This is a genomic window from Streptomyces sp. NPDC104831 (genome assembly GCF_055583025.1).
This window is the reverse complement of sequence record NZ_JBVJOT010000006.1, coordinates 122041-145392: the sequence shown is the minus strand read 5'-3', so window position 1 is coordinate 145392 and position 23352 is coordinate 122041. Positions and strand designations below refer to the sequence as shown.

The window sequence follows — 23352 nt, the reverse complement described above, 5'->3', positions numbered from 1 at the left end:
GGGACGCGCCCATGCATGTCATCCACTTCGCCTTCGAGTGCGGCGGGTTCGACAACCGTCTGATGCGCGGCGGGCTGTCCCCGCTGGTGTGGAACCTGTCGCGGGAGTACGCGGCGCGCGGTCACCGCGTCTCGCTGGTCACTCCCGCCCACGGGCTCCTGGAGACGCTGCGGCGCGACCACCCGATCGAGGAACTCCCCTACGTCCACGAGCACCGGGTGCCGCTGGTGCCGGATCCCAAGGTGTGGCCGGACCACCCGGCCGAGATCGGCCTGGACCTCACCACCCGGGCGCACCGGCTGCGCAGGGACGGCGTGGACGTGTACTTCCTCTCCGACGCCTTCCTGGATCTGCTCCCCGACCGGCTGTATCCGCCGCCCGGCACCGAGGGCAGGGACCTCGCGTACTTCAAGCCGCTGGTGTTCCAGGTCGCGGGCGCGCACTTCGTCCAGCGGTACCTGAGGGGCGAGGAGGCGGTGGTCCACGGCTTCGAGCCCTACTACCACTATCTGCTGCCCACGCTGTTCGCCGGTGATCCGACCCTGCGGACGGTGAGCACGGTCGCGGCCAACGCGCCCGTCACCCAGGCGGTGTACCGCCCGCAGGTGGAACGGCTGCTGGACGTGTTCGGCGTCGACGCGGACCTGGACGCGTTCGCGGAGCCGCCACCCGCCGAGGACGGCCCGGAGGCGACCATGGCGCGGGTCCTGGCCGGCACCCGGATGCACGTCGAGGCCGGCCCGGACCACCTCGCCTTCCTGCCGATGATCCTGGCCCACGCCGATCTGGTCGACTTCGTCTCGCCGGGCCAGCGCGACCACTACAGCACCTTCCGGGACACGCCGTTCGAGTCGCTGTTCCGGACCCTGCCGGTGTCCCGGATGCTGCGCGAGGGGGCCGCGAAGCTCTTCACGGGGGGCTGCGGGATATCCGACAGCTGGCTGGCCCGGGATCCGGGGGCCGTCGACCGTGACGCCGTCCTGCGCGGCCTGGGCCTCGACGCGTCGCTGCCGGTCTTCTACCACGCGGCCCGCTACGCGGTGCACCACAAGGGCCAGCTGGAGCTGGTCCGCGCCGTCGAGGAGGTCCTCGCGAGCGGTACCGAAGCCGTGTTCGTGCTGCGTTTCGCCACCAACGGCGGCGGCGGGCGGACGGCACCGGCCGCCAACGCCTACTTCCGGAGCGTCGCCGACCGGTTCCCGGGCCGCGTGTACCTGGACTGGCGCCTGGCCGACGAGGACACCCTGTTCGAGCAGGCCGCGTGCGCCGACTTCTGCGTGTTCCCCTCCAAGTTCGAACTCGACGGCTTCCTCATCGCCCAGGCCGAGGCGATGGCGTGCGGCGCGGTGCCGATCGCGACCGCGCAGAGCGTCACCGCGCACTTCGGGCACGCGCTGCCCGTGGACGACCCGCGGGCGACCGGCCTCTCGCTGCCCGTCTCGTTCCGCGACGACGATCCGGCACTGGCCTCGGCGCTCGCCGAACGCATACGCCAGGCCGTGGCGCTGCGGCGCACGGCCCCCGACGAGTACGCCCGGCTGTCGGCCAACTCCCGGGCCACCGCGCGCCGGTTCACCTGGGCGCGCAGCGCGGACCGCCGCCTCGCGGCCTTCGCGGACCTGCTGAGCGGCCGGCCCCGGCCCTTCCCCGCCGAGGACGCCGTCCGCTATGGCTGGTTCGACAGCCTGCCCGCCGACGCCTGGTCCCGGCACCGGCAGAATCTCGCCCGGTCCGCCGCGGACCTGGGCGACACCCCGGCCTACGCACGCTGCGCCCCCCTGGACGAGCGGGCGTACGAGCGGCTCTTCGAAGCCGCGTACGCCCGCGCCGACTTCGCCCGATGCGCCGAGACGGCCCGCGCGGCCGGGCGGGACGACTGGGCGGCCCGCGTGCGCGGACGGTACCGGGTGCTCCGGGACGCCACGGGCGGCCGGCTGCTGGAGTACCGCCACCCGCACGCCCGGCACGTGGAGATCGCGGTGCCCGGCGCCGTCGCCCCCGCCACCGGTCTGGAGTCGCGCGCGGAGGCCGTCGCCTCCGACGAGGCCGTGCCCGCGGACAGCGGCATGGTGCTGACGGCCCTGGCGCCGGCCGGGGACGGCGTGTTCCGGGGCGCCCTGCCCGGCTCGCCCGCCGGCCGGCATCTGCTCGTCATGCTGACCCTGGCCTCCGGGCGGGTCACCTGGGACGCCCTGCCGGCCGGCGATCTCGCCGGCCGCCCGCCCTTCCGGCTGGTGGCGACGGATCTCGACGGCACCCTGCTGCGCAGCGACCAGACCGTCTCCGCCCGCACCCGCGACGCCCTCGCCCGGGCGGCCGAGGCCGGGGCCCGGCATCTCGTGGTGACCGGGAGACCCGCCGCGGCCTGCAAGCAGTACCTGGCCGAACTCGGCTACCGGGGGCTCGCCGTGTGCGGGCAGGGCGCCCAGCTCTACGACGCCGGGGCGGACCGGCTGCTCAGCTCGGCCTCGCTCGACCTCGGTCTCGCCCGGGAGGTGGTGGAACGCGTCGAGGCGGCGCTCGGGCCCCTGGAGCTGGGCGTCGTGACGGCGCCGCCGGAGAGCCGCTTCAAGGTCACCCCCCGGTTCGGCGAACGCGTCCGCCACGGCTGGGACGTCACGACCGACCGCGCCCTGCTGTGGACGGACCCCATCGACAAGCTCGTCCTGCACCACCCGAGCGTGCCCGAGGACGAGGTGGAGACCGTGGCGCGGAGGCTGTGCGGGGACCTGGTCACCGTGGTGCACTCGGTGCGCGGCATGGTGGAGGTGCTGCCGGCGGGCACCACGAAGGCCGCCGGGGTGGAACGCGCCGCGAGGCTCCTCGGCTGCGACGCGGCCGAGACCGTGGCCTTCGGCGACATGCCCAACGACATCCCGCTCCTGGCCTGGGCCGGGCACGGCGTGGCCGTGGCCAACGCCCATCCGGCGCTGCGGGCCATGGCCGACGAGATCGCGCCCGGCAACGACGAGGACGGTGTCGCCGTCGTCCTGGAGCGGCTCTTCGGCACCCGGGAGGAGTCGTCGTGACCGACGCCCTGCGCGAGTTGGCCGAGGCCCACCGCATCGCCACCGCCTACACCACCGACCGGGGGCGGCGGGTGGACGTGTCCCCCGACACGCTCGTGGCCGTGCTCGCCGCGTGCGGTGTGGACGCGGCCACCGGTGCGGCGGCGCGGGCCGCCCTCGCGGCCCACCGCGAGCGCACGGCGTCCCGGTTGCTGCCCGAGTGCGTCGTCGTACGCCAGGGCGCCGCGCCCCCGCTCGGACTGCCCGGGAACGCCACGGCCGAGGTGGCGCTCGAAGGAGGGGGCACAGCCGCCCTCTCCGGTCTCCTGCCCGTCGGCCGGCACACCCTGCACGTCGGCGCGGCGGGGCGGAGCCAGTCGGCGCCGCTGCTCGTCGTACCGGAGCGGCTGCCCGTGCCGGCGGCACGGCACTGGGGGTTCCTCGTCCAGCTGTACTCGGTGCTCTCGCGCCGCTCGTGGGGCATGGGCGACCTCGGTGACCTGGCGGAGCTGGCGTCCTGGTCGGGCCGGGCGCTCGGGGCGGACTTCGTGCAGCTCGGTCCGCTGCACGCGATGGAGCCCGGTCCGCTGCCGGACCCGTCGCCCTACCGGCCCAGTTCCCGGCGGTACCCCGACCCCATGCATCTGAGGGTGGAGGCGATCCCGGAGTACGCGTACCTGACGGGCGGGGAACGCCGTACCGCCGACCGGTGCGCCGCCCGGGCGCGGGCCCTCAACGAGGGTGTGCTGCGCGGTGATCTGCTCATCGACCGGGAGGCGGTGCGGCTGCTCAAGCACGAGGCGCTGCGGGCCGTGCACCGGGTGCCGCTCTCCCCCGGGCGGGCCGCCGCGTTCGCCGCGTTCACCGCGCGGGAGGGCGAGGACCTGACGGACTTCGCCACCTGGTGCGCGCTGGCGGACGTGCACGGCCGGGCCTGGCGCTCCTGGCCGCCCGCTCTGCGCGACCCGCACTCGCCCGCCGTGGCCCGCGCCCGCGAGGAACTCGCCGCCGAGGTGGACTTCCACCGCTGGCTCGCCTGGGTCACCGACGAACAGCTGGCCGCGGCGCAGACGGCGGCCACCGGCGCCGGCATGGCACTCGGCCTGATCCACGACCTGGCCGTCGGGGTGGCCCCGGAGGGCGCCGACGCCTGGGCCCTCAAGGACTGCCTGGCCGCGGGGATGAGCGTCGGCGCTCCCCCGGACGACTTCAACCCGCACGGCCAGGACTGGGCGCAGCCGCCCTGGCGTCCGGGCGCCCTCGCCGCGGCCGGGTACCGGCCCCTCGCCGGGCTGCTGCGGGCCGGGCTGCGGCACGCGGGCGCGCTGCGCGTCGACCACGTGATGGGCCTGTTCCGGCTGTGGTGGGTGCCGGAGGGCCGGCCGCCGTCCGAGGGCACGTACGTCCGCTACGACGGCGAGGCCATGCTGGGCGTGCTGATGCTGGAGGCGCACCGCGCGGGGGCCGCCGTGATCGGCGAGGACCTCGGCACGGTCGAGGCCGGCGTGCGCGAGTCCCTCGCCGCGCGGGGCGTCCTCGGCACGTCCGTGCAGCGTTTCGAGTACCTCGGGGGCTCGGCGGGCCGGCACGGTCCGCTGCCGCCCGAGCGGTGGCGGCGCGACTGCCTCGCCACGCTGACCACGCACGACCTGCCGCCGACCGCGGCCTGGCTCAGCGCCGAGCACGTCGCCCTGCGCGCCCGGCTCGGCCTGCTCACCCGTCCCGAGGCGGAGGAGGAGGCCGAGGCCGCCGCCGAGCGCGACGGCTGGCTTGCGGAGCTGGAACGGCTGGGTCTGTGGCCCGACCCGGAGGGCGACGTGGTCGCGCTGCACCGTTTCCTGTGCCGGACACCGGCGCGTCTGCTCGGTGTCTGGCTGCCCGACGCGACCGGCGACCGCCGGTCCCAGAACATCCCCGGCACGTCCGCGGTGTACCCCAACTGGCGGCTGCCCGTGAGCGATGCCCAGGACCGTCCCGTACCGCTGGAGGACCTGCCCGCACAGCCCCTCGTGGCCGCGGTGTCCCGGGTCTTCGCGCAGCTCGCGCGGCACGGTGAGAACACGTGAGGAGAGAGATGACAAGCCAGGTTCTCGATCGGGCCGGGCATCCGCCGGCAGGAGTCCGCGAGGATTCCGGCGGTTTCGACCTGAGCGCACCGGACGGCATCCGGTACCGGGTCGACCTCGGCACCGGGGTGCTCGACCCGGACGACACCCTGCTCGCCGGCTACCTGGAGGACCGCCGGGTCGTGGCCTTCGTCAGCCCGACCGTCGACCGGCTCTACGGCGACCGGCTGCGCGCCTGCCTGGAGGCCCATGTCCGGCCCGGTCAGTGGTCCCTGCACGTGATACCCACCGGCGAGCACCACAAGACCCTCGCCGCGGCGGAGCACGTGTGCGCCCTCGCCAAGGCCGACGGGCTGGACCGCCACGGGGTGATGCTCGCCGTCGGCGGCGGCATCGTGGCCGACGTCGTCGGCTTCGCCGCGTCCATCTACGCCCGGGGCATCCGCTACGTCAAGGTCAACACCACCCTCGTCGGCCAGGTGGACGTCGGCGTCGGGGTCAAGACCGGTGTCAACGCCCTGCGGACGAAGAACATGTTCGGCGCCTACCATCCGGCGCACGCCTCCCTGAACGACGCCGCCTTCCTCGCGACGCTGCCGCACCGGGAGATCCGCTGCGGGCTCGCCGAGATCGTGAAGATGGCCGTGATCCTGGACGGGGACCTGTTCGAGGCGCTGGAGCGGCACCCGGACGCCTTCCGGCGTCCGGAGGGTGACGCCCACCATTCCCACGGGGAACTGGAGACCTACATCCTGCGCACGTCGATGCGGCTGATGATGGAGGAGCTCTGCCCCAACCTCCGGGAACACGAACTGGCCCGGCTCGTCGACTTCGGTCACACCTTCAGCCCGGTGGTGGAGACGGCCGGCGACCACCGTCTGGAACACGGCGAGGCGGTCGCCGTCGACATGGCGCTCTCCGCCCACCTGGCACGTCTGCTCGGCCTCGCGGACGACGAGACCTGCGACCGCGTCGTCCGGCTGCTGCGGCGGATCGGGCTGCCGGTGTTCGATCCCGGCACCTGCACCCCGGAGCTGATGACACAGGCGCTGCTCGCCTCCTGGCAGCGCCGGGGCCGCAAACTGCACCTCGTGGTGCCGACGGGCATCGGCAAGGCGGCCTTCGTGGAGGAGCTGGAGGACGTTCCCGGGGACGTCCTGGTCTCCGCGCTGAAGGCGCTCGCGGCGGACGGGGAGCGGCGCGATGCCTGAGGCCGTGGCCAACCTGCGGGAACTACTGGCCGGCAAGGAACGGGACCACGGCGGCCTCGGCACGATCCTCGCCCACCGCCTGTTCGCCCGCCGGCCCGGCTCCCCGGGCGCGGAATTCGTCGACCTGGCCGTCCTGCCGCCGGGCACCTCGATCGGCCGGCACCGGCACGGCGCCGACCGCGAGACCTACGTCGTGCTGGACGGCGACGGCCTGATGTACCTCGACGGCGAGGAGTTCCGGGTCGGTCCCGGTGACGTCGTGGTCAACGGCCCCTACGGCGAGCACGGCCTGCTGAACGACGGCGAACGGGATCTGCGGCTGCTCGTCTTCGAGGAGGGGAACGGATGAGCGGCGGGCCGGCCGACGAGATGTTCACCGTGGTCGACGTGGGCGGCACCACGCTGCGGGTGGGCGACTACGATCCCGCGACCGGAGCCGTGCACCGGGTGCGCCGGGTGCCCGTGGACGGCCTGCACCGCGACCCGGGCGCCCCGGTGCCGGTGCTCCAGCGGCGGGTGGTGGCGCAGATCGTGCGCGAGGTCGCCGCGCACACGGGCGGACGGCCGCCGCGGGCGCTGGGCGTGGCCTTCGCCGGGCCGATCACGGCCGCCGGCCTCGTGCTCGCCGCGCCCACCGTCTGGGGACGGCGCGGAGACCCGCTGCCGCTGGGCGAGTTGCTGACGGAACGGACCGGTACCCCGGCCGTCGTCGTCAACGACCTGACCGCGGCGGCCTGGCGGTACGCCGCCACCGAGCCCGGGGACTTCTGCCTGCTCACCATCAGTTCCGGGATCGGCAACAAGGTGTTCCGCGGCGGTGAGGTCCTGCTGGACGCCGACGGTCACGGCGGCGAGCTGGGCCACTGGGTCTGCGACCCGTCCCCCGACGCGCCGCTGTGCGACTGCGGGGGCCGCGGCCACCTCGGCGCCGTCGCCTCCGGGCGGGGCGTGCTGGCCGCGATGCGCCGCGCCGCGCACACCCGGGAGTCCGCCTTCCGCGACTCGCTGCTGGCGGCGGCGTGCGACGGCCGGGCGGACCGCATCGGCAACCGGGCGATCGCCGAGGCGGTCCGCGCCGGCGACCCCTTCAGCACCGAGGTGCTGCGCGGCACCCTGACCCCGCTGGCCCAGGCGGTCTCGGGGGTGTTCGCCTCGGTCGGGGTGTGCCGCTACATCCTGATGGGCGGCTTCGCCCTGGCGGTCGGTGAGCCGTACCGGCGCCTGCTGGTCGCCGAGTTGGTGCGGCTGGGCTGCTTCGGCCTCGATCCCGGGCAGATCGACGCCATGGTGTCGCTCGGGGCCGCCGACGACGACCACGGACTGATCGGCGCGGGCCGGCTGCTGGCGGACCGGATGCCGGCGCCGTTCTCCCAGGGGGCGTCGTGAGCGAGCGGATCCTCGTCGTGGGCAGCGGCCTGGTGGGCACCGGGATCGCCCGGCGACTGGCGGCGGAGCAGCCCGTGACGCTCGCCTCGCGCCGGCCGCCCTTGGTGCCGCCCGAGGAGTACGGGGCCCGCTGGGCCGCGCTCGACGCCACCGACGCCACCGCCTGCCGGCGGGCACTGGACCGACTGCGCCCCCAGGGCATCGTCCTGGTGCACGGCCCGTCCGACGTCACCTGGTGCGAGGCCCACCCGGAGGAGGCCCGGGCCGCGCACGTCGGCGTGGCGGAGACCTTCGCCACGCTGGCGCCGGACGCGCGGATCGTGATGATCTCCACCGACAACGTCTTCGACGGCGGCTCGGCGGACAACACCGAGAGCAGCGCCGTCTCGCCGGCGAACGCCTACGGCCGGGCGAAGGCGGAGGCGGAGCGGGCGCTGCTCGCCACGGCGGCCCGGGCGGTGGCCCTGCGGGTCAGCCTCGTCTACGGCCACGAGCCGGCCGACGCGGGCAAGTGGCTGAACTTCTTCGCCGCGTGCGCCCACCGGCTGCGGCAGGGGCAGCGGATCGAGGCCCCGGACGACCACTGGACGACCCCGGTGCTCCTGGACGACGTGGCGGAGGTGACGGCGGCCCTGCTGCGCGCCGGGCACCCGCTGCCCCCGGTGCTGCACCTGGGCGGGCCCGACCGGCTCACCCGTGCCGCGTGGGCCACCGTCATCGCCGGGGAGCTGGGAGCGCCCGCCGGCTTGGTGACACCGGTACCGCGGGCCCTGACCCGCTATGCCTCCCGTCCGGTGAACGCCTGCCTCACCAGCGAGCTGCTGGCGGCCCTGCCCGCCACCGGGCGGATCGCGGTCCGCGGGGTGCGCGAGGGAGCGCGCCTGCTGGCCCCCGCGTTCACCGGAACCACGGCCGTCTGACCCCCGGCCGTCCCGCACCCCGGCCGTTTCGAATCCCGTACTCGCGAGGAGCCCCGTGGCCACAGCACCCACCCGTTTCCGGCATGCCCGGCTGTACCTCACCTTCCGCTGCAACTCCCGCTGCGGGTACTGCAATGTCTGGCAGGACCCCGTCTTCGACGGACACCGGGAGCTGACCTCCGACGGGCTGCGGCGCTGCCTCGACGAACTCGCGGAACTGGGCGTGACCTACCTCGACATCACCGGTGGCGAACCGTCCCTGCACCGGGAGCTGGTCACGGCGGTGCGGCACGCGCGCGACCTGGGCATGACCGTGGAACTGACCACCAACGCCATCCGGTTCGCCCCGCTGGCGGCCGGGATCGTCCCGCTCGTCGACACGCTGAACATCTCGCTGGACACGCTCAGCGCCGAGCGCTACCACCGCATCCGGGGCACGGACACCCTCGACCGCACCCTCGCCCTGGTGGAGGGCCTGCGGGCCGAGGGAGCGGACAACCTCAAGCTGATCTGCGTGGTGACCGACCGGAACGCCGGGGAGGTGGAGGACGTGGTCGCCTACGCACAGCGGCACCGGGTCGCCGTCTATCTCGCGCCCATGTTCACCTACTTCGCGGCACAGAGCGAGGTGCGCCCGGCCGGCCCGGTACGGATGCTCAAGCTGGCCGCCGTCAACGGGCGGGCGAGTACGGCCACTTCCGCCGAGGCGCCTGCCCGGGTGCCGTCGTCGGCGCTGCTGCGCCGGGTGGCGGAACAGCGGTACGCCCCGTACACCACGGTGAACCTGGCCTTCCTGCACCATCTGCGGACGCTCTCCCCGGCGACCGCGACCGCCTGCGGGGCCAACTCCCGGATCCTGACCGTCGGTCCGGACGGCCGGGTCATGCTGCCCTGCTACCACGAGTGGGACGCCTCGCTCCCATGGGAACGGCCGTACCGGGAACTGGTGCGGGATCCGGAGCTGGTCCGGGTGCGGGACGAGGAGGTGGGGCACCGCCCCGGCTGCCGCACCTGCGCGGTGTTTCCCTATCTGGGGCTGCCGATGAGTCACCGGCTCACCACGCCGTTCCTGCTCCAGGCGTTCTCCCGGGAGCTGGACCGGCTCAAGCCGTACGCGGCGGCCCTGACGCCCGAGCGCCGCGCGGCGCTGCTCGAACGCGGCGACGCGCTGCTCGCGGAGGCGGAGCGGGTGTCCGCGCCGCTGCGGCCCGGGGAACACCTGGACGAGCTGTACCACTTCGAGGCGGCGGAGGCGGGCGTGCGCACCGGTCTCGCACGGGAGCCGGTCGCGGTGGAGGAGCTGCTCGCGGACCACGCCCACGACGACTGCTGGCAGGCGCAGCGCACCCCGCACCGCGTCGTCCGGCTGCTGTACACCGAGATCCTGCCCGCCCTGGCCGCCGAGGCGCACCACGACCCGGCGCGGGTGTCCGCGCTCACCGCGGACGTACTGGACGTCCACCTCGACTGCTGGCGGATCCTGCTGGCGCTGCTGCCCGGTGGCGCGGCGCCGGACATCGCCGTACGGCAGCGGCTCGCGCGCTGGTGCGCGCGGGCCGGACAGGTCCTCGGCGGCCGTTCCGCGGCGCCGGCACTGGCCCTGCTGGCGTGCCTGAGCACGCTGCCGGCCACGGAGATCGCCTCCTGGGGCTCGCCCCGGGGCCACACGGAGGAGCCCCTCGTCGTCAAGCTGCTGCGGTCGCTGGCCGGCCCGGAGCGCCGCGCGGAACTGGCCTCCCTGTTCGCACCGGAGTTCACGCCCGCGCTGACGGGCGGACCGGTGCCGGGCGACGACCTCCCGGCGGCGTCCGAGCGGGTGCCGACACCCGAGGAGGCGCGCGGCGGCCACGGCCTGGAGCGGTTCGCGGCCTCCCTGCGCGGGGCGGACACCGGTGCGCTGCGCGACGCCCTGCGGCGCTGGAAGGCGGCGGCGGACCCGGTGACGGCTCCGGACATCGCACGACGGCTGCTCCTCGCCGAACTCGGCGCCGGCCCCCGGTGACGCCGCCCCTGCACGCACGGCGGGTCCACGCGCCCGTCCCTCCCCCACACCACCTCTCAGCGGAGCGACCATGAAGATCCCGTCCCTTGCGTCCGGCTACGACGTCGTCATCCTCGGCGGCGGGGTCGCCGGGTGCGTCCTGGCGGCACGTCTGAGCGAGGACCCCGGCCGCACCGTGTGCCTCGTGGAGGCGGGCCCCGACTACGGGCCCCGGCGGGAGGACTGGCCCGAGAAGATCCGCAACGCCCGTGCCCTGCCGCGCGAGGACGTGTGGGAACGGCACACCGAGTTCTACCGCGTCCGGGCCCGCGTCCTGGGCGGCTCGTCGTGCATCAACGGCGCCTGGAACACCTGGGGATCGCACGCCGACCACGCGGAGTGGACCCGCGCCGGCGGTGAAGCCTGGTCGGCCGGCGCGCTGGAGCCGTACCGGCTGCGGGCCGTGGAACGCATGGGGCTGCGCACCGTACCCGACCCGGAACTGTCCGCCTGGGCCTCGGCCGCGCTGGTGGCGGCGCGCGAACTCGGCTATCCGGAGGTGGACATGGGCACTCCGGGGCCGCCCGGCCACGGCCGGCCGCTGCTCAACTCCGTCGACGGGCTGCGCTGGAACGCCGCCTTCGCCTACCTTGACCCGGCGACCCGGGCGCGGCCGAACCTGACCGTCCTCGGCGACGCCCTGGTGGACCGCCTGGCCCTGCGCGCGGGCCGGGTGACCGGCGTGCACATCGTCCTGGACGGGCAGCCGGTGACCCTGGCGGCCGGCACCTGCGTCCTGGCGTCCGGCACCTTCGGCTCCCCCGCCGTGCTCCTGCGCAGCGGCATCGGCCCCGCCGGGCACCTGGCGGAGACCGGCATCCGCTGCGCGGCGGACCTCCCCGGTGTCGGCGCCAACCTGTCCGACCAGCCGGGTGTCTTCGTGCCCCTGTCCCCCACGGACGGCCTGAACAAGGCGCTGGCCGCCAAGGAGGCGGCCGGGGAACTGTACGTCAGCCGCATGCTGATCCGCGCGGCCAGCGAGCTGTGCCCGGACGGGGCGTGGGACCTGCACCTTCTGCCCACGGCCGGCCCGCCGCTGTTCGGCTCGCTTCCGCCCGGGCGGTACGAGGCCGGCATCTCCGCGTTCCTGATGAAGCCGGTCTCGCGCGGGCACGTCCGGCTGCGCTCCGCCGATCCCCTGGAGCCCCCCGCCATCGACCCCGCCTTCCTGACCGACCCGGCGGGCCGGGACGTCGCCGTCGTCCGGTCGGGCCTGCGGAAGGTGGAGGAGCTCGCCACGGCCATGAAGGCGCTCGCGGGCCCCGCCGAGGCGGCACCGGCCCACACGCTGCCCGACGACCGCCTGCGGGCCCGGGTGGGCACCTACTGGCATCCCGTGGGGACCTGCGCCATGGGCCCGGCGGACGATCCGCGGTCCGTGGTCGACGGCCGTGGCGCCGTGCACGGTGTCGCGGGGCTGCGCGTCGCAGACGCCTCCATCCTGCCGACCGTGCCGGCCGCCAACACCCAGCTGCCGGTCCTGGCCGTCGCCGAGATGCTCGCCGACACCTTCCGCGCCTGACCTCCCGCACCCCGACACGTCCACCACGGAGACCGACATGGCGGCAGAGACCGACATACGCACGCACAAGCTGCTGTACGGCTGCATGGGACTCGGCGGCGGCTGGGACACCGAGCCGTACACGGCCGAGGACATCCGGCACGCGGAGACCGCGATCGAGGCGGCGCTGGCCGCCGGCATCACGGCCTTCGACCACGCGGACATCTACCGGTACGGCAAGTCGGAGGCCGTCTTCGGGGAGGTGCTCGCCCGCAGCCGCGGCCTGCGGGAACGCATCGTGCTGCAGACCAAGTGCGGCATCCGGCTGCCCGACGGCGACCGGCCCGGACACTACGACCTGCGGGGCGCCGGCATCGTACGGCGGGTCGAGGAGAGCCTGCTCCGGCTGCGCACGGACGTCCTCGACGTGCTCCTCCTGCACCGGCCCGACCCGCTGACCGACCCCCGGGAGACCGCCGAGGCACTGACCTCCCTGCACGCCCAGGGGCTGGTCCGGCAGTTCGGCGTGTCCAACATGAGCGGCCCGCAGATCGCCGCGCTGCAAGCCCACACCCACCTCCCGCTGGTCGTCAACCAGCTGGAGATGAGCCTGGCCCGGCGGGACTGGGTGGAGGCGGGCGTCCTGTTCAACACGCCCGACGCCACCCGCAACGGCTTCGCGCCCGGCACGCTGGAGTGGTGCGCGGCGAACGGGGTGCGGCTCCAGGCGTGGGGCCCGCTCGCCCGGGGCCGGTTCACCTCGGGCGCGGACACCCGGGTGAACCGGCTCGTCGCGGAACTCGCCCGGCGCAAGGACACCACACCGGAGACCATCCTCCTGTGGTGGCTGCGCCGCCACCCGGCGGGCATCGCCCCCGTCGTCGGCACCACCCGCCCCGGACGCATCACCGCCTGCCGGGACGCGGCCCTCCGCGAACCGGACCTCACCCACGAGGAGTGGTACGGCCTGTGGACGGCCGCGCGGGAGGCCCCCCTGCCCTGACCGGTGGCCGGCCGGTGCCTAGCCTCGCGTCCTCTTCCACGGCCCGACCCCGAGCCTGCCGGTGGTTCCGAGGTCCAGGTGCGGGGTCACCGTCACCGGTTCGGCCCCCTCCTTCGCCCGGACCCGCACGTAGGGCGCGTTCACCGGTGTGCCGGACCCGGTGGTGTTGCGCCAGACCAGGCCGGCGGTCGCCGACTCGCCGGGTTCCAGCGTGACGGGGCGGGGCGGTTCGTCGAGCCCGGTGCCGGTGGTGATCCCGCCGCTGCCGTGGAGGATCCGCACGCCGTCGACGGGCCGGCGGTCGCCGTCCAGGAGTTCCAGCAGCGGGTAGCCGTCGACGGCGTAGGCGCGCGTGCCGCAGTTCTCCAGGTGCAGGCCCACGACGCGCAGTCCCATGGCCGCGTCGCCCTCGTCGGCGCTGACCCGGATCCCGGAGGGCGGGCAGGTGCCCGGCCCGGCCGGTGCCTCGCGCGCGGGCACCTTGGTCACCTGGAGCACCTCGGCCCCCGTCACCCGTGGTGCGCCGGGCGGCAGTTCCCCGGCCCGGACCGCGCCCCGCGCGGTCTTCCCCGGGCCGACGTCGCGCACGGTCACGGTCCGGTCGGTCACGGCCCCGCCGTCCGCGCTCACGAAGGTGAGGACGACCGAGTAGGTCAGCGCTTCGGTGCCCTCGTTGGTGACCTCGTAGGAGGCGAAGACGCCCGAGTCCGCGCCCGTCGCGAGTCCGCCGGCGGAGACGGAGTGGTCGCGGGTGGGCGAGGGGGAGGCCGGGGGGAGGGTCAGCGACGTGATCCGCACGCCGTCCTTGCCCGGGTCGTCGACCCGCGTGGTGTTCTGCGACGCGGCCGGGCGGGCGTCGGTGCTCCCGGCTCCCGCGCGCTGCGCCCCGCAGGCCGTGAGCAGCAGGGCGGTCGCGGCCAGGGCCGGCAGGAAGAGGGGCGCGGCACGAGCCGGCCCGCGGTCAGGGGATCTGCGCATCCCGACATCCCATCAGGGCGCGCACCCGGCGCATGCGACGGGGGTCACAGTTCAGGGTGCCCGGGCAGTGACCGGCGTCCAGGCCGGGCGCCTCCCGTGCCAGGGCCGCGTAGTCGACCACGACGCGGCTCCAGGTGCTGCTCGAAGCCGGCGGGTGAACCGCTGCACAGGAACATCGCGCCCGGTTCGCCGTCGTGGTACCGCTCCCGGCGCGTGCGGCCGTTCAAGTGCGGAGGGGAGCGGTTGAACGGCGGGGTGCCGTACGGGGGTTCACCTGCGTCCGTATGATTTGACTAGACCAATTATCGGGTCTACTGTCCTGCGGGTGTTGTGATCACCCGGTGACGGCGTACGGGGAGGGGGAGCCGAGGGCCGGGTGGATGCCGGCGCTGTGGGCCCCGTTCTTGACGGCTTGTCCTTTCCGGTTCTCCAGCGCGACCGGTGCCGTTCCAGCGAGCCGCCCCTCATCGTGTGTGCCCGCGGAGGTGCATGACACAGTGACCGGAACCATCAGGAGCATCGCGCCCATCACCGACGACGTCGATTCCCCTGACGGGATCGACCTCTCCGCCCTTCCGGTCCACCTGCTGTCCACCACCGGCCTGAAGACGGACACCCCTTCCTTCCTGCGGTCGGCGGGCCTCGATCCGGAACACGTGCGCACGCTGTACGAGGCGGGAGCGGAGGCACCCCCGATCGTGGTGCACCGGCGCACCATGCGGGTCGTGGACGGCAGGCACCGGCTGTGCGCCGCCCGGCTGCGGGGCGAGGAGTACATACCGGCCCGGCTCGTCGACGGCGAGGACGACGAGATCTTCCTCCTGGCCGTGAGGCTCAACATGAGGCACGGTCTCCCGCTGTCCCGGGACGACCGGATGGCCGCGGCCCGGCGCATCATGCGCGGTCACCCGGACTGGTCGGACCGGCGCATCGCGCGGGCCAGCGGCCTGTCGGACAAGACGGTGGCCGCCGTCCGGCGCTCGGCCGGCGACCTGGCGGAGCCGGACACCCGCGTGGGGCGGGACGGGCGGGCGCGCCCCCGGCAGACCGCCGAGGCCCGCATCCGCGCGGCGGAACTGCTGCGGGACAATCCCCGCATCTCCCTGCGGGCGCTCGCGAGCGCGGCCGGGATCTCGCTGGGCACGGCCCGGGACGTCAAGGTGCGGGTGCTGCGCGGCGACGACCCGGTCCCGGACGGGCAGCGCCGGCCGAGGGCCTCGCAGGGTCCGCCCGCACCGCCGGCGGAGCACCGTACCGCGCCGCTGGCCCCCGAGGAGCGGCAGCGTGCCATCGCCCGGCTGGCTCGTGACCCGTCGCTGCGGCAGACCGAGACGGGCCGTACCGTCCTGCGGATCCTCGCCGTCCACTCGCTGGGGGCCTCCGAGTTGGAGCGTCTGGCCCGTGCCGTCCCGCCGCACGGGGTCGACGCGGTGCTCACCCTGGCCCGCGCGTGCGCCGACGACTGGTCCCGGTTCGTCCGGCGGCTGGAGTCGGGGGCACTGGTCGGGCCGGGGGCGGAGGGCCGGAGCCGGCCCTGACCGGCGATGCGCGCAGGCCGTCTCCGGGGGACGTGAACGGTGTCAGAGCGGCCTCTCCCCCGCGAGGTTCCCCCCGCGGCGCAACTTCCCGGTCCGCGCGTCCCCGGGCCGTGGGCGCTCCGTGGCCAGCAGGGCGGCCGCGTACGCGCGCAGTACCGGCTGGTCCCACTGGTCGACGACCTGGCGGACCCGGCAGCCGCCCGCCCGTACCGGCAGGGCGACCGCCGCGGCGTACCGGTACATCCGGTAGTCGCCGGACGCGGTCACGTGGAAGGCGCGGGGGCTCTGGCCGGCCAGTTCGGCCCACTCCCGCTGGCCGAGACCCAGCGCCGTACGGGACAGCTCCAGCAGGACCGGTGCGCACAGTCCCGGCCGCAGTGCCGTCACCGCCATGCCGTTCCGTGTGGTGGCGAGGTCGGCGCAGAGCGGTCCGTCGTCGCAGGCGTGCCGTTCGTCCAGCGCGCCGAACACGGTGTCGACGGCCCAGTCCTGCTCCGGGCCCCGGCGGGGCAGCAGATACGCGGCGTGGAACGCGCACGGATGGGAGGCACCCGCGGCCCCGGCCACCCTCCAGATGGCGCAGATCCGGCGGGTGCGCCCCAGCACCAGGGCGTTGACGTGAAGTCCTGGTCCGGTGGCTGGCATCGCGTGTCTCCTGGAGGGCACCGCGTGGTGCGGTCGGGGTGGTGGGCGCCGGCCGGGTCCGGGGCTGCCGGACCCGGCGGGTACTGCCCTCAGTGGCTCAGAACGTAGCCGTCGCCGGGCCGGTGAGCACGGGAGCGCCGCAGATCGGCGACGGCGAAGGTACGCAGCAGCCAGCGGTCGGCACCGTCGTAGCGGGGCCGGAACGCCGTCCGCCCGTGCGTGGTCACCCGGTTGTCCACGACGACGAGGTCCCCCGGGGCCAGCCGGACGGTGTGGGCCGCGGCGTCCACGGCGGCCTCCAGCTCGGCGAGCGCCAGGCGTGCCCGGGGCGTGGTCCCGGTGGTGGCGGCGAAGTCCACCCTCAGGTCGGGGTCGTCCGGGTCGCCGCGCAGGACGGGCCCGGGCGGGGTGGCCCCGCCCGCCGCCCCGAAGGAGGGCGGTGGCTGGGTGCTGAACTCCGGGAGGCGCAGGATCTCGCGGGTCCGGTCCGGCAGGGCGGGCAGCGCCTGCCGGACCGACCCGGTGCGCAGGCCCGCCGTGCCGTCGTGGTCGGCGCGCAGGCACAGCAGCATCACGAAGTCCGGCCGGTGTTCGTGGAAGGCGTTCTCCGTGTGGAAGGACAGCGGGGTGGAGCCCGCGTTCCCCTGGAAGTCCTCCTGGCCGGGGACCGGCACCACGTCCTGCACCAGCGCGCCGGATTTCTCCGGGGCGTAGGCGGCCGGGTCCCCCAGGCCGCCGGCCGCGGTCATCAGCAGGGCCGTGGCCGGCACCGTCGCGCGGCGGCGGGCGGAGCCGGCCACGGTCGGGGTGGGGGGCAGCAGGGCCTCGTCCAGGGGGATGCCCCTGATCAGCAGGGCGCCGCTGTCGCCGGAGTGCCTGCGGAAGGCGCGGACGGTCTGCCGCAGCCGGACGGGCAGCAGCTCCCAGGCCGCGCGCGCGGCCGCGGTGAACTCCGGGTCGTCCAGCATGCCGTCCGCGGTGTGCGCCACGCTCCGGGCGGCCCGCCGTACGGCCTCGGACTCGTCGGCGGACAGTGCCAGCGCGGGGGGAGCGGCCGTTTCGAGGCCGACGGTGCTCATCGGGGGTCCCTCCGGTCCTGCCAGTCCGTGGCCAGCTCGGTGGGGGCGGGTGCCCGGCCGGGCTCGGCCTCCGCCGACCAGAGCAGCACCCTGCTGTCCCAGGAGGCGGTGACCGGGTGGTCGCCCAGCCAGGTCACCGCGCTGACGGCGCTGCCGTGCCCGTCCAGCACATGGCTGTGCAGCGGGGCCAGGGTGTCGGGGTCGAGGACCCACAGCCGCGCGGTGTAGTCGTAGGAGCCCGTGACCAGCAGCGGCCGGCCGCCGGGGTGCCACGCCGCGCACTTGGCGGACTCGTCGTGGCCGACCAGGACCTGGAGCAGTTCCCCGGTCTCGAGGTCGTACAGGCGGCAGGTGCGGTCCCGGGAGACGGTGGCGAGCAGCGCCCGGCCGGCCACCTCCGTCACCGATCCGCCGTTGATCAGCTCGCCGTGCCCGCCGAAGGAGCGGATGAGGGTTCCGTCCGTGTCGATCAGGTGGGCCTGGCGGTCGGTGGAGTAGGTGACGAGGCGTCCGGAGTCCACCCAGGACACGTCCTTGATGGCCCCGTCGTGGCCGTCGTAGTGGACGCCGGGCACCAGCTCGCCGCCCGTCCAGGTGTACAGGTCGAGCCCGCCCTCGTAGTCGGCGACCGCGAGCCGCCGGCCGTCCGGCGACCAGGCGACCCGGTTCACCGGGTGCTCGCGCTCGACGAACGCGACATCGCGGCCGGTGCGCGCGTCGGCCACCCCGACCCGGCCGGAGAAGGAGCCGTAGGCGACGAGTCCGGGCAGCCCGGCGGACAGCGCCACCGTGTTGACGAGGCTGCCGTTGCCCACCGGGACCTCGGGTGCCGTCGCGCCCGGCTCGCCCCAGAAGCGGACGGTGCCGTTGTCGCAGCCCGCCGCGAGCGCCTCGCCGGCGGCGGAGACGTGGTTGACGCCGTGCGTGGCGACCGGCGCTTCGAGGGTGATCTCCCGGACCTCGTCGGGCAGGGCGTCGGCGGGGATCTCGGGTACCTCGATGACCGCCGGCCGCGCCGAGAAGGTGCCCGCGACCAGCGTCCGCCCGTCCGCCGACCAGTCCACCGAGCGGGGCCACAGGTGCGGGCCGTACCAGCGCACCAGGGGACGGCAGTCGGCGATGTGCCAGAGGGTGACCGTGCTGTCGTAGGCACCGATGACGAGCCGCGAACCGTCCTGAGACCAGGCGACCGACTTCACGGCGGCGGTGTACGGGCCGACCTTGGTGACCAGTTCGCCGTCGGACCGCACGATGTGCACGAAGCCGTCGTCGCAGCTGGCCGCGAGCAGGGTGCCGTCCGGGGACCACCGGCACATCTCCGCGTGACCGGCCTGCGGGAGGTCGCGCAGCAGGGAGCCGTCGGTGTCCCACAGCCGGATGGTCGCGTCCTCCCCGCAGCTCGCGAGGACGCCCGTGGCGGACGCGTCGACCGACATGCAGTGGTCGGCGTGGAAGATGACACCCTCCTCCAGGGTGCCGGTGCGGATGTCCCAGATCCGGCCCGTGCCGTCCTGGGAGACGGTGACCAGGCGGTTCTCGTCCAGCCACGCCAGCGCGTTGAGGTCGTCGGGCTGCCGGGCGAGCAACTGGACCTGACGGCCGGTGGCCACGTCCCAGATCCGGCAGGTCTTGTCGGCCGAGCCGCTGGCCAGCAGCCGGCCGGAGGGGGAGAACCGCACACCGTTGACCAGGCGGGAGTGGCGGCCGACCCAGAGCGGGGCGGTGCCGGACCGCTCCCACAGGGCCACCCGGCCGTCGTACCCGGCACTGGCGAAGTGGACGCCGTCCGGGCTGAACGCCACGGACGTCTGGGGGGAGGCGTGCACCGCGGTGCCGCTGTCGGGGGACTCGGGCTGGAAGACGTCGACGGTTCGCATGCTCTTCTCGCACTCCTTGAACGCGTTTCGGTTTCGGCGGCGGAAGGGTCAGGGTCCGGTGGTGCGGTGGGGTTGTGGCGGGCGGGCCGGGGGCGCCGGTTCGCGGGCCAGTTCCGTGCCGGCGGTCAGGCCCTCCTCGACCAGCGCGCGCAGGGGGTCCATGACCCGGCGCAGCAGCGGGAGCCCGGCCACCTGTGCCAGGCCGCCCAGGGGGATGGTCTCGGCCGCGCGCGCCCGTACGGCCGGATCGGGGCGCGGCTCGCCGGTCAGCGCGGGGCCGGGGCCGGCGGGCAGGCGGGCCAGGACGAAGCCGTAGAGGACCGCGGCGGTCCAGGCCGCGGTGGCGTGGTGGACGTGCAGTCCGCCGGCCGTGAGCCGGCGCAGCAGCGCGGCGGGCCGGGGCTCGCTGCGGGCCAGGTGCCGGATCCGGTCGGGGTCCAGGCCCAGGTCCGGTACGCACTCGTCCCAGTAGGTCTTCACGTAGGTGCCGTCGGGGCCGGTGGGGGTGATGCCGTAGACGTGGCCCTTGAAGAAGTGGGGGTAGAAGCCCAGTGGTCCGAGGGTGGCGGTGCCCGTCCGGCCGCCGCCCGCGTCGTCGGCGAAGCAGGGGGAACGCCGGGGCCCCTGGTTGTCGTTGCCCACCAGGCTGTCGCCCGCGCCGTGTTCGACCAGGTTGGGCACGGAGATGAACAGGGCCCGGCCCCGCCGGCGCAGGAAGGCGGCCAGCGCCTCGTCGTCCGGGGGCGCGTCGGCCGCGAGCAGTGTCTTCGCGTGGGCGGCGAACTCGGCGGCCAGCGCGCGGGGCAGCACGACGGCGAGGGAGGGCACGTACTCGTCCGGGACGGCCTGGGCCCAGCCGGCGCCCGCGAGGGCGGCGAGCCGGACGGGCGAGCCGTTCCAGTGGTTCCAGTTGCTGTAGAAGGCGATCGGGTCGTCCGGGCGGCTCCGTACGGCCTCGGCCACGAGGTCCGTGAAGCCCGCGGCGGGCAGGGCGTCGTCCTGGAGGACCAGCCGGTGGCTCGCCTCGCCGTACGGGCCGTCCCAGGCGGCCGCCGCGGTGCGCAGGGCGCTCGGGGGGCCGTCGGGCTCCGGGTCGAGCACGACGCGCCGGTCGTCGCCGTGGAGCCGGGCCAGGACGGCCTCCGCCTGCGGCCGTCGACGCGGGTGGGCCATGATCCGGATGCCGATGCGCGGCGCGGGGCCGGAACGGCCGGCGTCGGTGGCCGGGCGCTGTGCCATGTCACTTCCTCGGAGGGCCGCAGGGAGCTGTGTCATGTCACTTCCTCGCAGGGCGTGGGGAACGGAGGCGCGGCGGGCGCGGGGAACCGGGTCATGTCGCTTCCTTGGCCGTCGCGGGCGGCGGGTCCCGGTCCGGCCCGGTGTCCCGGGCCGCCCGCGCCGGGTCCGGGCGGTTGGGGGACGGACCGGCCGTCTTCGCCGCTTCCTCCGGGCCGGCGGCGGCACGGGCCGCCACCCGGTGGGCCGTGGCCCGCAGCCCGGCGGCCGCGAGGAGGGCGATCCCGCCGAACGCGGCGCACACCCAGGGGGCGCCCCGGTCCAGGACGAACCCGGCGAGCGCGGGGGTCAGGAGCCCGGACACCGCCCAGGAGAGCTGGAACAGCGACATGTACCGGCCGCGGATCGCCGCCGGGGCACTGCTGGCCACCAGGGCGTTGGCGGCGGGGAGGCTGATCATCTCCCCCACGGTGAAGGCCAGCAGCACCGGCACGAGCAGGACGATCGCGGTGGTGGCGGGCAGTCCGGTCACCAGGTACAGGCCGGTGAAGACGGCCGTGAAGACCAGTGCCGCCCGCACCAGCAGCCTCTCCCGGGGTACATCGGAGACCTTTGCGGTGACCGGCAGCTGCGCCAGCGTGATGACGACGCTGTTGATGCCGAGGAAGAAGGCCGGGACCCAGCCCGGCAGTCCCATGATCTCCACGGTGTAGGCGGGCAGCAGTGTCGCCGGCAGCGCCCAGGCGAAGGTGAGCAGCATGAAGGAGACGCAGAACGCGGTGAACGCGTGGTCCTTCACCGCTCCCCGCCAGCCGGTCTCCGTTCCGGTACCGGGTCCCTCGGTGCCGGCCGTGTCGTCGGCGGCCCCGGTGCGCGACCGGGTCGCGGGAGCGCGCACCCCGGCCAGCAGCACCGCGGCGACCAGTGACGTCGCCACGTTCACGGCGAGTACCAGGTCCGCGGCCCCGTGGCCGAAGGCGACGGTCAGCGCGGAGCTGGCCAGCGCGCCGGTCGCGACGGTGAAGTTCTTGATGGTGCCCACCGCCGCGTAGGTGGCGTCCAGCGCCCGCCCGGAGGCCAGGTCGACGACGAGCACCGGCCAGCTCGCCCAGTACAGCCGGTCGCCGGCCATGACCAGGAACGTCGCCACCGCGATGAGGGTCCAGTCGGAGGCGAACGGATAGAGGCCGTAGCCGAGGGCGGTGACCAGGTTCGAGCCGACCAGCACGCCCTTGGCGGCGAACCGGTCGACCAGCCAGCCCGCCACCAGCGCCATCGGCAGGGAGGCCAGGGTGCCGGCGCTGACCGCCGAGCCGATCGCCGAGAAGGACAGGCCGGTGCCGAAGGAGAAGTACAGGAACGCGAGGGGGGCGAACAGGCCCCAGCCGAACGTGTCGATGAAGACGGAGGCGAAGATCCGGCCCCGCTGCCGGACCCGGGGCAGCACCGGGCCGATCACGCCGGCCCCTGCCCGGACTCGGGCCGCACCTTGTGCCAGGTGTCGCGGCCGGTGGCCAGTTCCCACACGGCCCGCCAGGCGGAGGTCGACTCCAGGACCTCGAAGGGCAGCAGGAAGAACCAGCCCGAGCCCACGCGCAGGACCTCCCACACCGGGTCGCGGGCGACCGCGCGGATGCGCAGCGCCTCGCCGGCCAGCAGGGCGGCGGCGGGGAGGCGCAGCCCGCGGCGGCGCACCGCCGCGGCGGCCACCGGTACCACGGCGAGCTGTGCCAGGAGGCTGAGCGTCATCAGCGCCACGGCCCGGCGCGGCCGGGGCGGCAGCGGCGGACCGGCCAGCAGCCTGAAGCCGATGTCGAGTTGGCCGCGGATCCAGCGGGTGCGCTGCCGGAGCGCGGGGCCGACCACCGAGGTGCGCGTCCCGTACGAGAAGGAGACGATCCGGCCCATGCGCACCCCGCGGGCGGCGGCCCTCACGGCCCACTCGTACAGCTCCTCCACGCCGTCCTCGCGCAGCGGTCCGACCGCGTCCAGCGCCGTGCGGCGGAAGTAGACCGAGCTGCCGAGCAGCATGTGCATGCCGGTGCGGCGGTTCACGTACTCCATCGCGCCGAAGAAGGCGGCCGATTGGGCCAGCGTGGTGCGGTTGACCACGTCACCGCCGGGTTCGGGGAGTTCTATGGCGTCCACCACGTCCAGGCCCCTGGCTTCGAGCGCCGCGACCGCCTGCCGCAACTGGCCCGGGTCCGGCACCGTGTCGGCGTCGTAGACGGCGACGAACGGATCGCCGCTCTCGCGCAGCGCGTGGTTGAGGGCCTTGGCCTTGGGGGTCATCGAGGGGACCGCCACCACCCGCAGGTCACCGGCGAAGTCCGTCCTGGCCGACTCGGCGACGGCCTGCGCCACCGCCACGTCGTCCGGCGTCCGGGCGTCCAGCAGCCAGCGCACGGACAGCTTCTCGTGCGGGTAGTCCAGCGACCGCAGCATGCCGGCCGAGCGCCGCAGGATGTCGGCGGGCTCCCGGTAGAAGGGGATGAGGACGGTGACCGGGGGCAGGTCCGGGCCGTCGGCCCCGGGCGGCTCCCGGTGTGCGTCGAGGCGGGCGGAGGGGAGAAGGAATCCAGTCACTGTGATCCTCTGCTGGGGGTCCTCTGCTTGCGGATCCTCTGTCAGGGGGCCTCCGCCGGGGGGAGGCGGAGGGACGGAGCCCGGGCGGCCGTGGGTCGCGTCCGGCAGGGCGGACACCGGCGCGGTGCGAGCGGTACGGGGCGTCGGCCGGACGGACCGGGCCGCACGAGGGTGCCGGCCGCACCGAAGCGGACCGTACGAGGGCGTCGGCGCCCGGCGCGGCCCTTCCGATGCGGGTCCCGCCGCCGCGCCCGCGCCGCCCATGGTGGTGGCGGAC

Annotated in this window: 17 protein-coding genes; 10 read left to right on the top strand and 7 right to left on the bottom strand. The window is 75.2% G+C overall.

Annotation, left to right across the window (positions count from 1 at the left end; all coding sequences use genetic code 11):
* Nucleotides 1-11 precede the first annotated feature (11 nt).
* The 9 genes from ACZ63H_RS06545 to ACZ63H_RS06505 all read left to right on the top strand — a co-directional run bounded on the left by ACZ63H_RS06545 (nt 12) and on the right by ACZ63H_RS06505 (nt 13136).
* Nucleotides 12-3029 (top strand): Cof-type HAD-IIB family hydrolase, encoded by a 3018-nt coding sequence (locus ACZ63H_RS06545; protein ID WP_469862722.1) that lies wholly within the window; start codon nt 12-14, stop codon nt 3027-3029.
* Nucleotides 3026-5074 carry a 4-alpha-glucanotransferase gene (malQ, locus tag ACZ63H_RS06540; RefSeq protein WP_469862721.1) on the top strand — a complete coding sequence of 683 codons (2049 nt, stop codon included), beginning with the start codon at nt 3026-3028 and terminating at the stop codon, nt 5072-5074. Before ACZ63H_RS06545 ends, malQ begins: the two co-directional genes overlap by 4 nt.
* A gap of 8 nt (nt 5075-5082) precedes the next feature.
* Nucleotides 5083-6285, top strand: coding sequence for a sedoheptulose 7-phosphate cyclase (locus tag ACZ63H_RS06535; protein ID WP_469862720.1), 1203 nt, complete (start codon nt 5083-5085; stop codon nt 6283-6285).
* On the top strand, nt 6278-6634 hold the full coding sequence (locus tag ACZ63H_RS06530; RefSeq protein WP_469862719.1) for a cupin domain-containing protein: 357 nt from the start codon (nt 6278-6280) through the stop codon (nt 6632-6634). The genes ACZ63H_RS06535 and ACZ63H_RS06530 overlap by 8 nt, the downstream gene beginning before the upstream one ends.
* Nucleotides 6631-7671 carry an ROK family protein gene (locus ACZ63H_RS06525; protein ID WP_469862718.1) on the top strand — a complete coding sequence of 347 codons (1041 nt, stop codon included), beginning with the start codon at nt 6631-6633 and terminating at the stop codon, nt 7669-7671. Before ACZ63H_RS06530 ends, ACZ63H_RS06525 begins: the two co-directional genes overlap by 4 nt.
* The gene (locus ACZ63H_RS06520; RefSeq protein ID WP_469862717.1) at nt 7668-8591 is read left to right on the top strand and encodes a sugar nucleotide-binding protein; all 924 of its coding nucleotides are present in this window, start codon (nt 7668-7670) and stop codon (nt 8589-8591) included. The genes ACZ63H_RS06525 and ACZ63H_RS06520 overlap by 4 nt, the downstream gene beginning before the upstream one ends.
* A 55-nt stretch (nt 8592-8646) precedes the next feature.
* Entirely contained in the window at nt 8647-10593 is a 1947-nt protein-coding gene (locus tag ACZ63H_RS06515; RefSeq protein ID WP_469862716.1) for a radical SAM protein, read from the top strand.
* A 70-nt stretch (nt 10594-10663) separates the two neighbouring features.
* Nucleotides 10664-12154 carry a GMC family oxidoreductase gene (locus ACZ63H_RS06510; protein WP_469862715.1) on the top strand — a complete coding sequence of 497 codons (1491 nt, stop codon included), beginning with the start codon at nt 10664-10666 and terminating at the stop codon, nt 12152-12154.
* Nucleotides 12155-12191: 37 nt separating this feature from the next.
* Nucleotides 12192-13136, top strand: coding sequence for an aldo/keto reductase (locus ACZ63H_RS06505; protein ID WP_469862714.1), 945 nt, complete (start codon nt 12192-12194; stop codon nt 13134-13136).
* An 18-nt stretch (nt 13137-13154) separates the two neighbouring features.
* On the opposite strand, the gene ACZ63H_RS06500 is transcribed toward ACZ63H_RS06505, so the two are convergent.
* The gene (locus ACZ63H_RS06500) at nt 13155-14114 is read right to left on the bottom strand and encodes a DUF4232 domain-containing protein (protein WP_469862713.1); all 960 of its coding nucleotides are present in this window, start codon (nt 14112-14114) and stop codon (nt 13155-13157) included.
* 497 nt (nt 14115-14611) lie between these two features.
* Here ACZ63H_RS06500 and ACZ63H_RS06495 point away from each other — a divergent pair, with 497 nt between their 5' ends.
* Complete coding sequence (locus ACZ63H_RS06495) at nt 14612-15652, top strand: hypothetical protein (RefSeq protein WP_469862712.1); 1041 nt, start codon at nt 14612-14614, stop codon at nt 15650-15652.
* A gap of 42 nt (nt 15653-15694) precedes the next feature.
* Here ACZ63H_RS06495 and ACZ63H_RS06490 read toward each other — a convergent pair whose 3' ends face one another.
* The 6 genes from ACZ63H_RS06490 to ACZ63H_RS06465 form a co-directional block, all read right to left on the bottom strand.
* Nucleotides 15695-16297: a hypothetical protein gene (locus tag ACZ63H_RS06490; RefSeq protein WP_469862711.1), complete on the bottom strand. Its 603-nt coding sequence runs from the start codon at nt 16295-16297 to the stop codon at nt 15695-15697.
* Nucleotides 16298-16386: 89 nt separating this feature from the next.
* On the bottom strand, nt 16387-17376 hold the full coding sequence (locus tag ACZ63H_RS06485; RefSeq protein ID WP_469862710.1) for a TauD/TfdA family dioxygenase: 990 nt from the start codon (nt 17374-17376) through the stop codon (nt 16387-16389).
* Nucleotides 17373-19253, bottom strand: coding sequence for a WD40 repeat domain-containing protein (locus ACZ63H_RS06480; RefSeq protein ID WP_469862709.1), 1881 nt, complete (start codon nt 19251-19253; stop codon nt 17373-17375). The genes ACZ63H_RS06485 and ACZ63H_RS06480 overlap by 4 nt, the downstream gene beginning before the upstream one ends.
* 48 nt (nt 19254-19301) lie before the next feature.
* On the bottom strand, nt 19302-20492 hold the full coding sequence (locus ACZ63H_RS06475; RefSeq protein WP_469862708.1) for a hypothetical protein: 1191 nt from the start codon (nt 20490-20492) through the stop codon (nt 19302-19304).
* A gap of 91 nt (nt 20493-20583) precedes the next feature.
* Nucleotides 20584-21948: an MFS transporter gene (locus ACZ63H_RS06470; protein WP_469862707.1), complete on the bottom strand. Its 1365-nt coding sequence runs from the start codon at nt 21946-21948 to the stop codon at nt 20584-20586.
* A complete protein-coding gene (locus ACZ63H_RS06465) occupies nt 21945-23075 on the bottom strand; it encodes a glycosyltransferase family 2 protein (protein WP_469862706.1) in 1131 nt (376 codons plus the stop codon). Before ACZ63H_RS06465 ends, ACZ63H_RS06470 begins: the two co-directional genes overlap by 4 nt.
* Between the last annotated feature and the right edge of the window lie 277 nt (nt 23076-23352).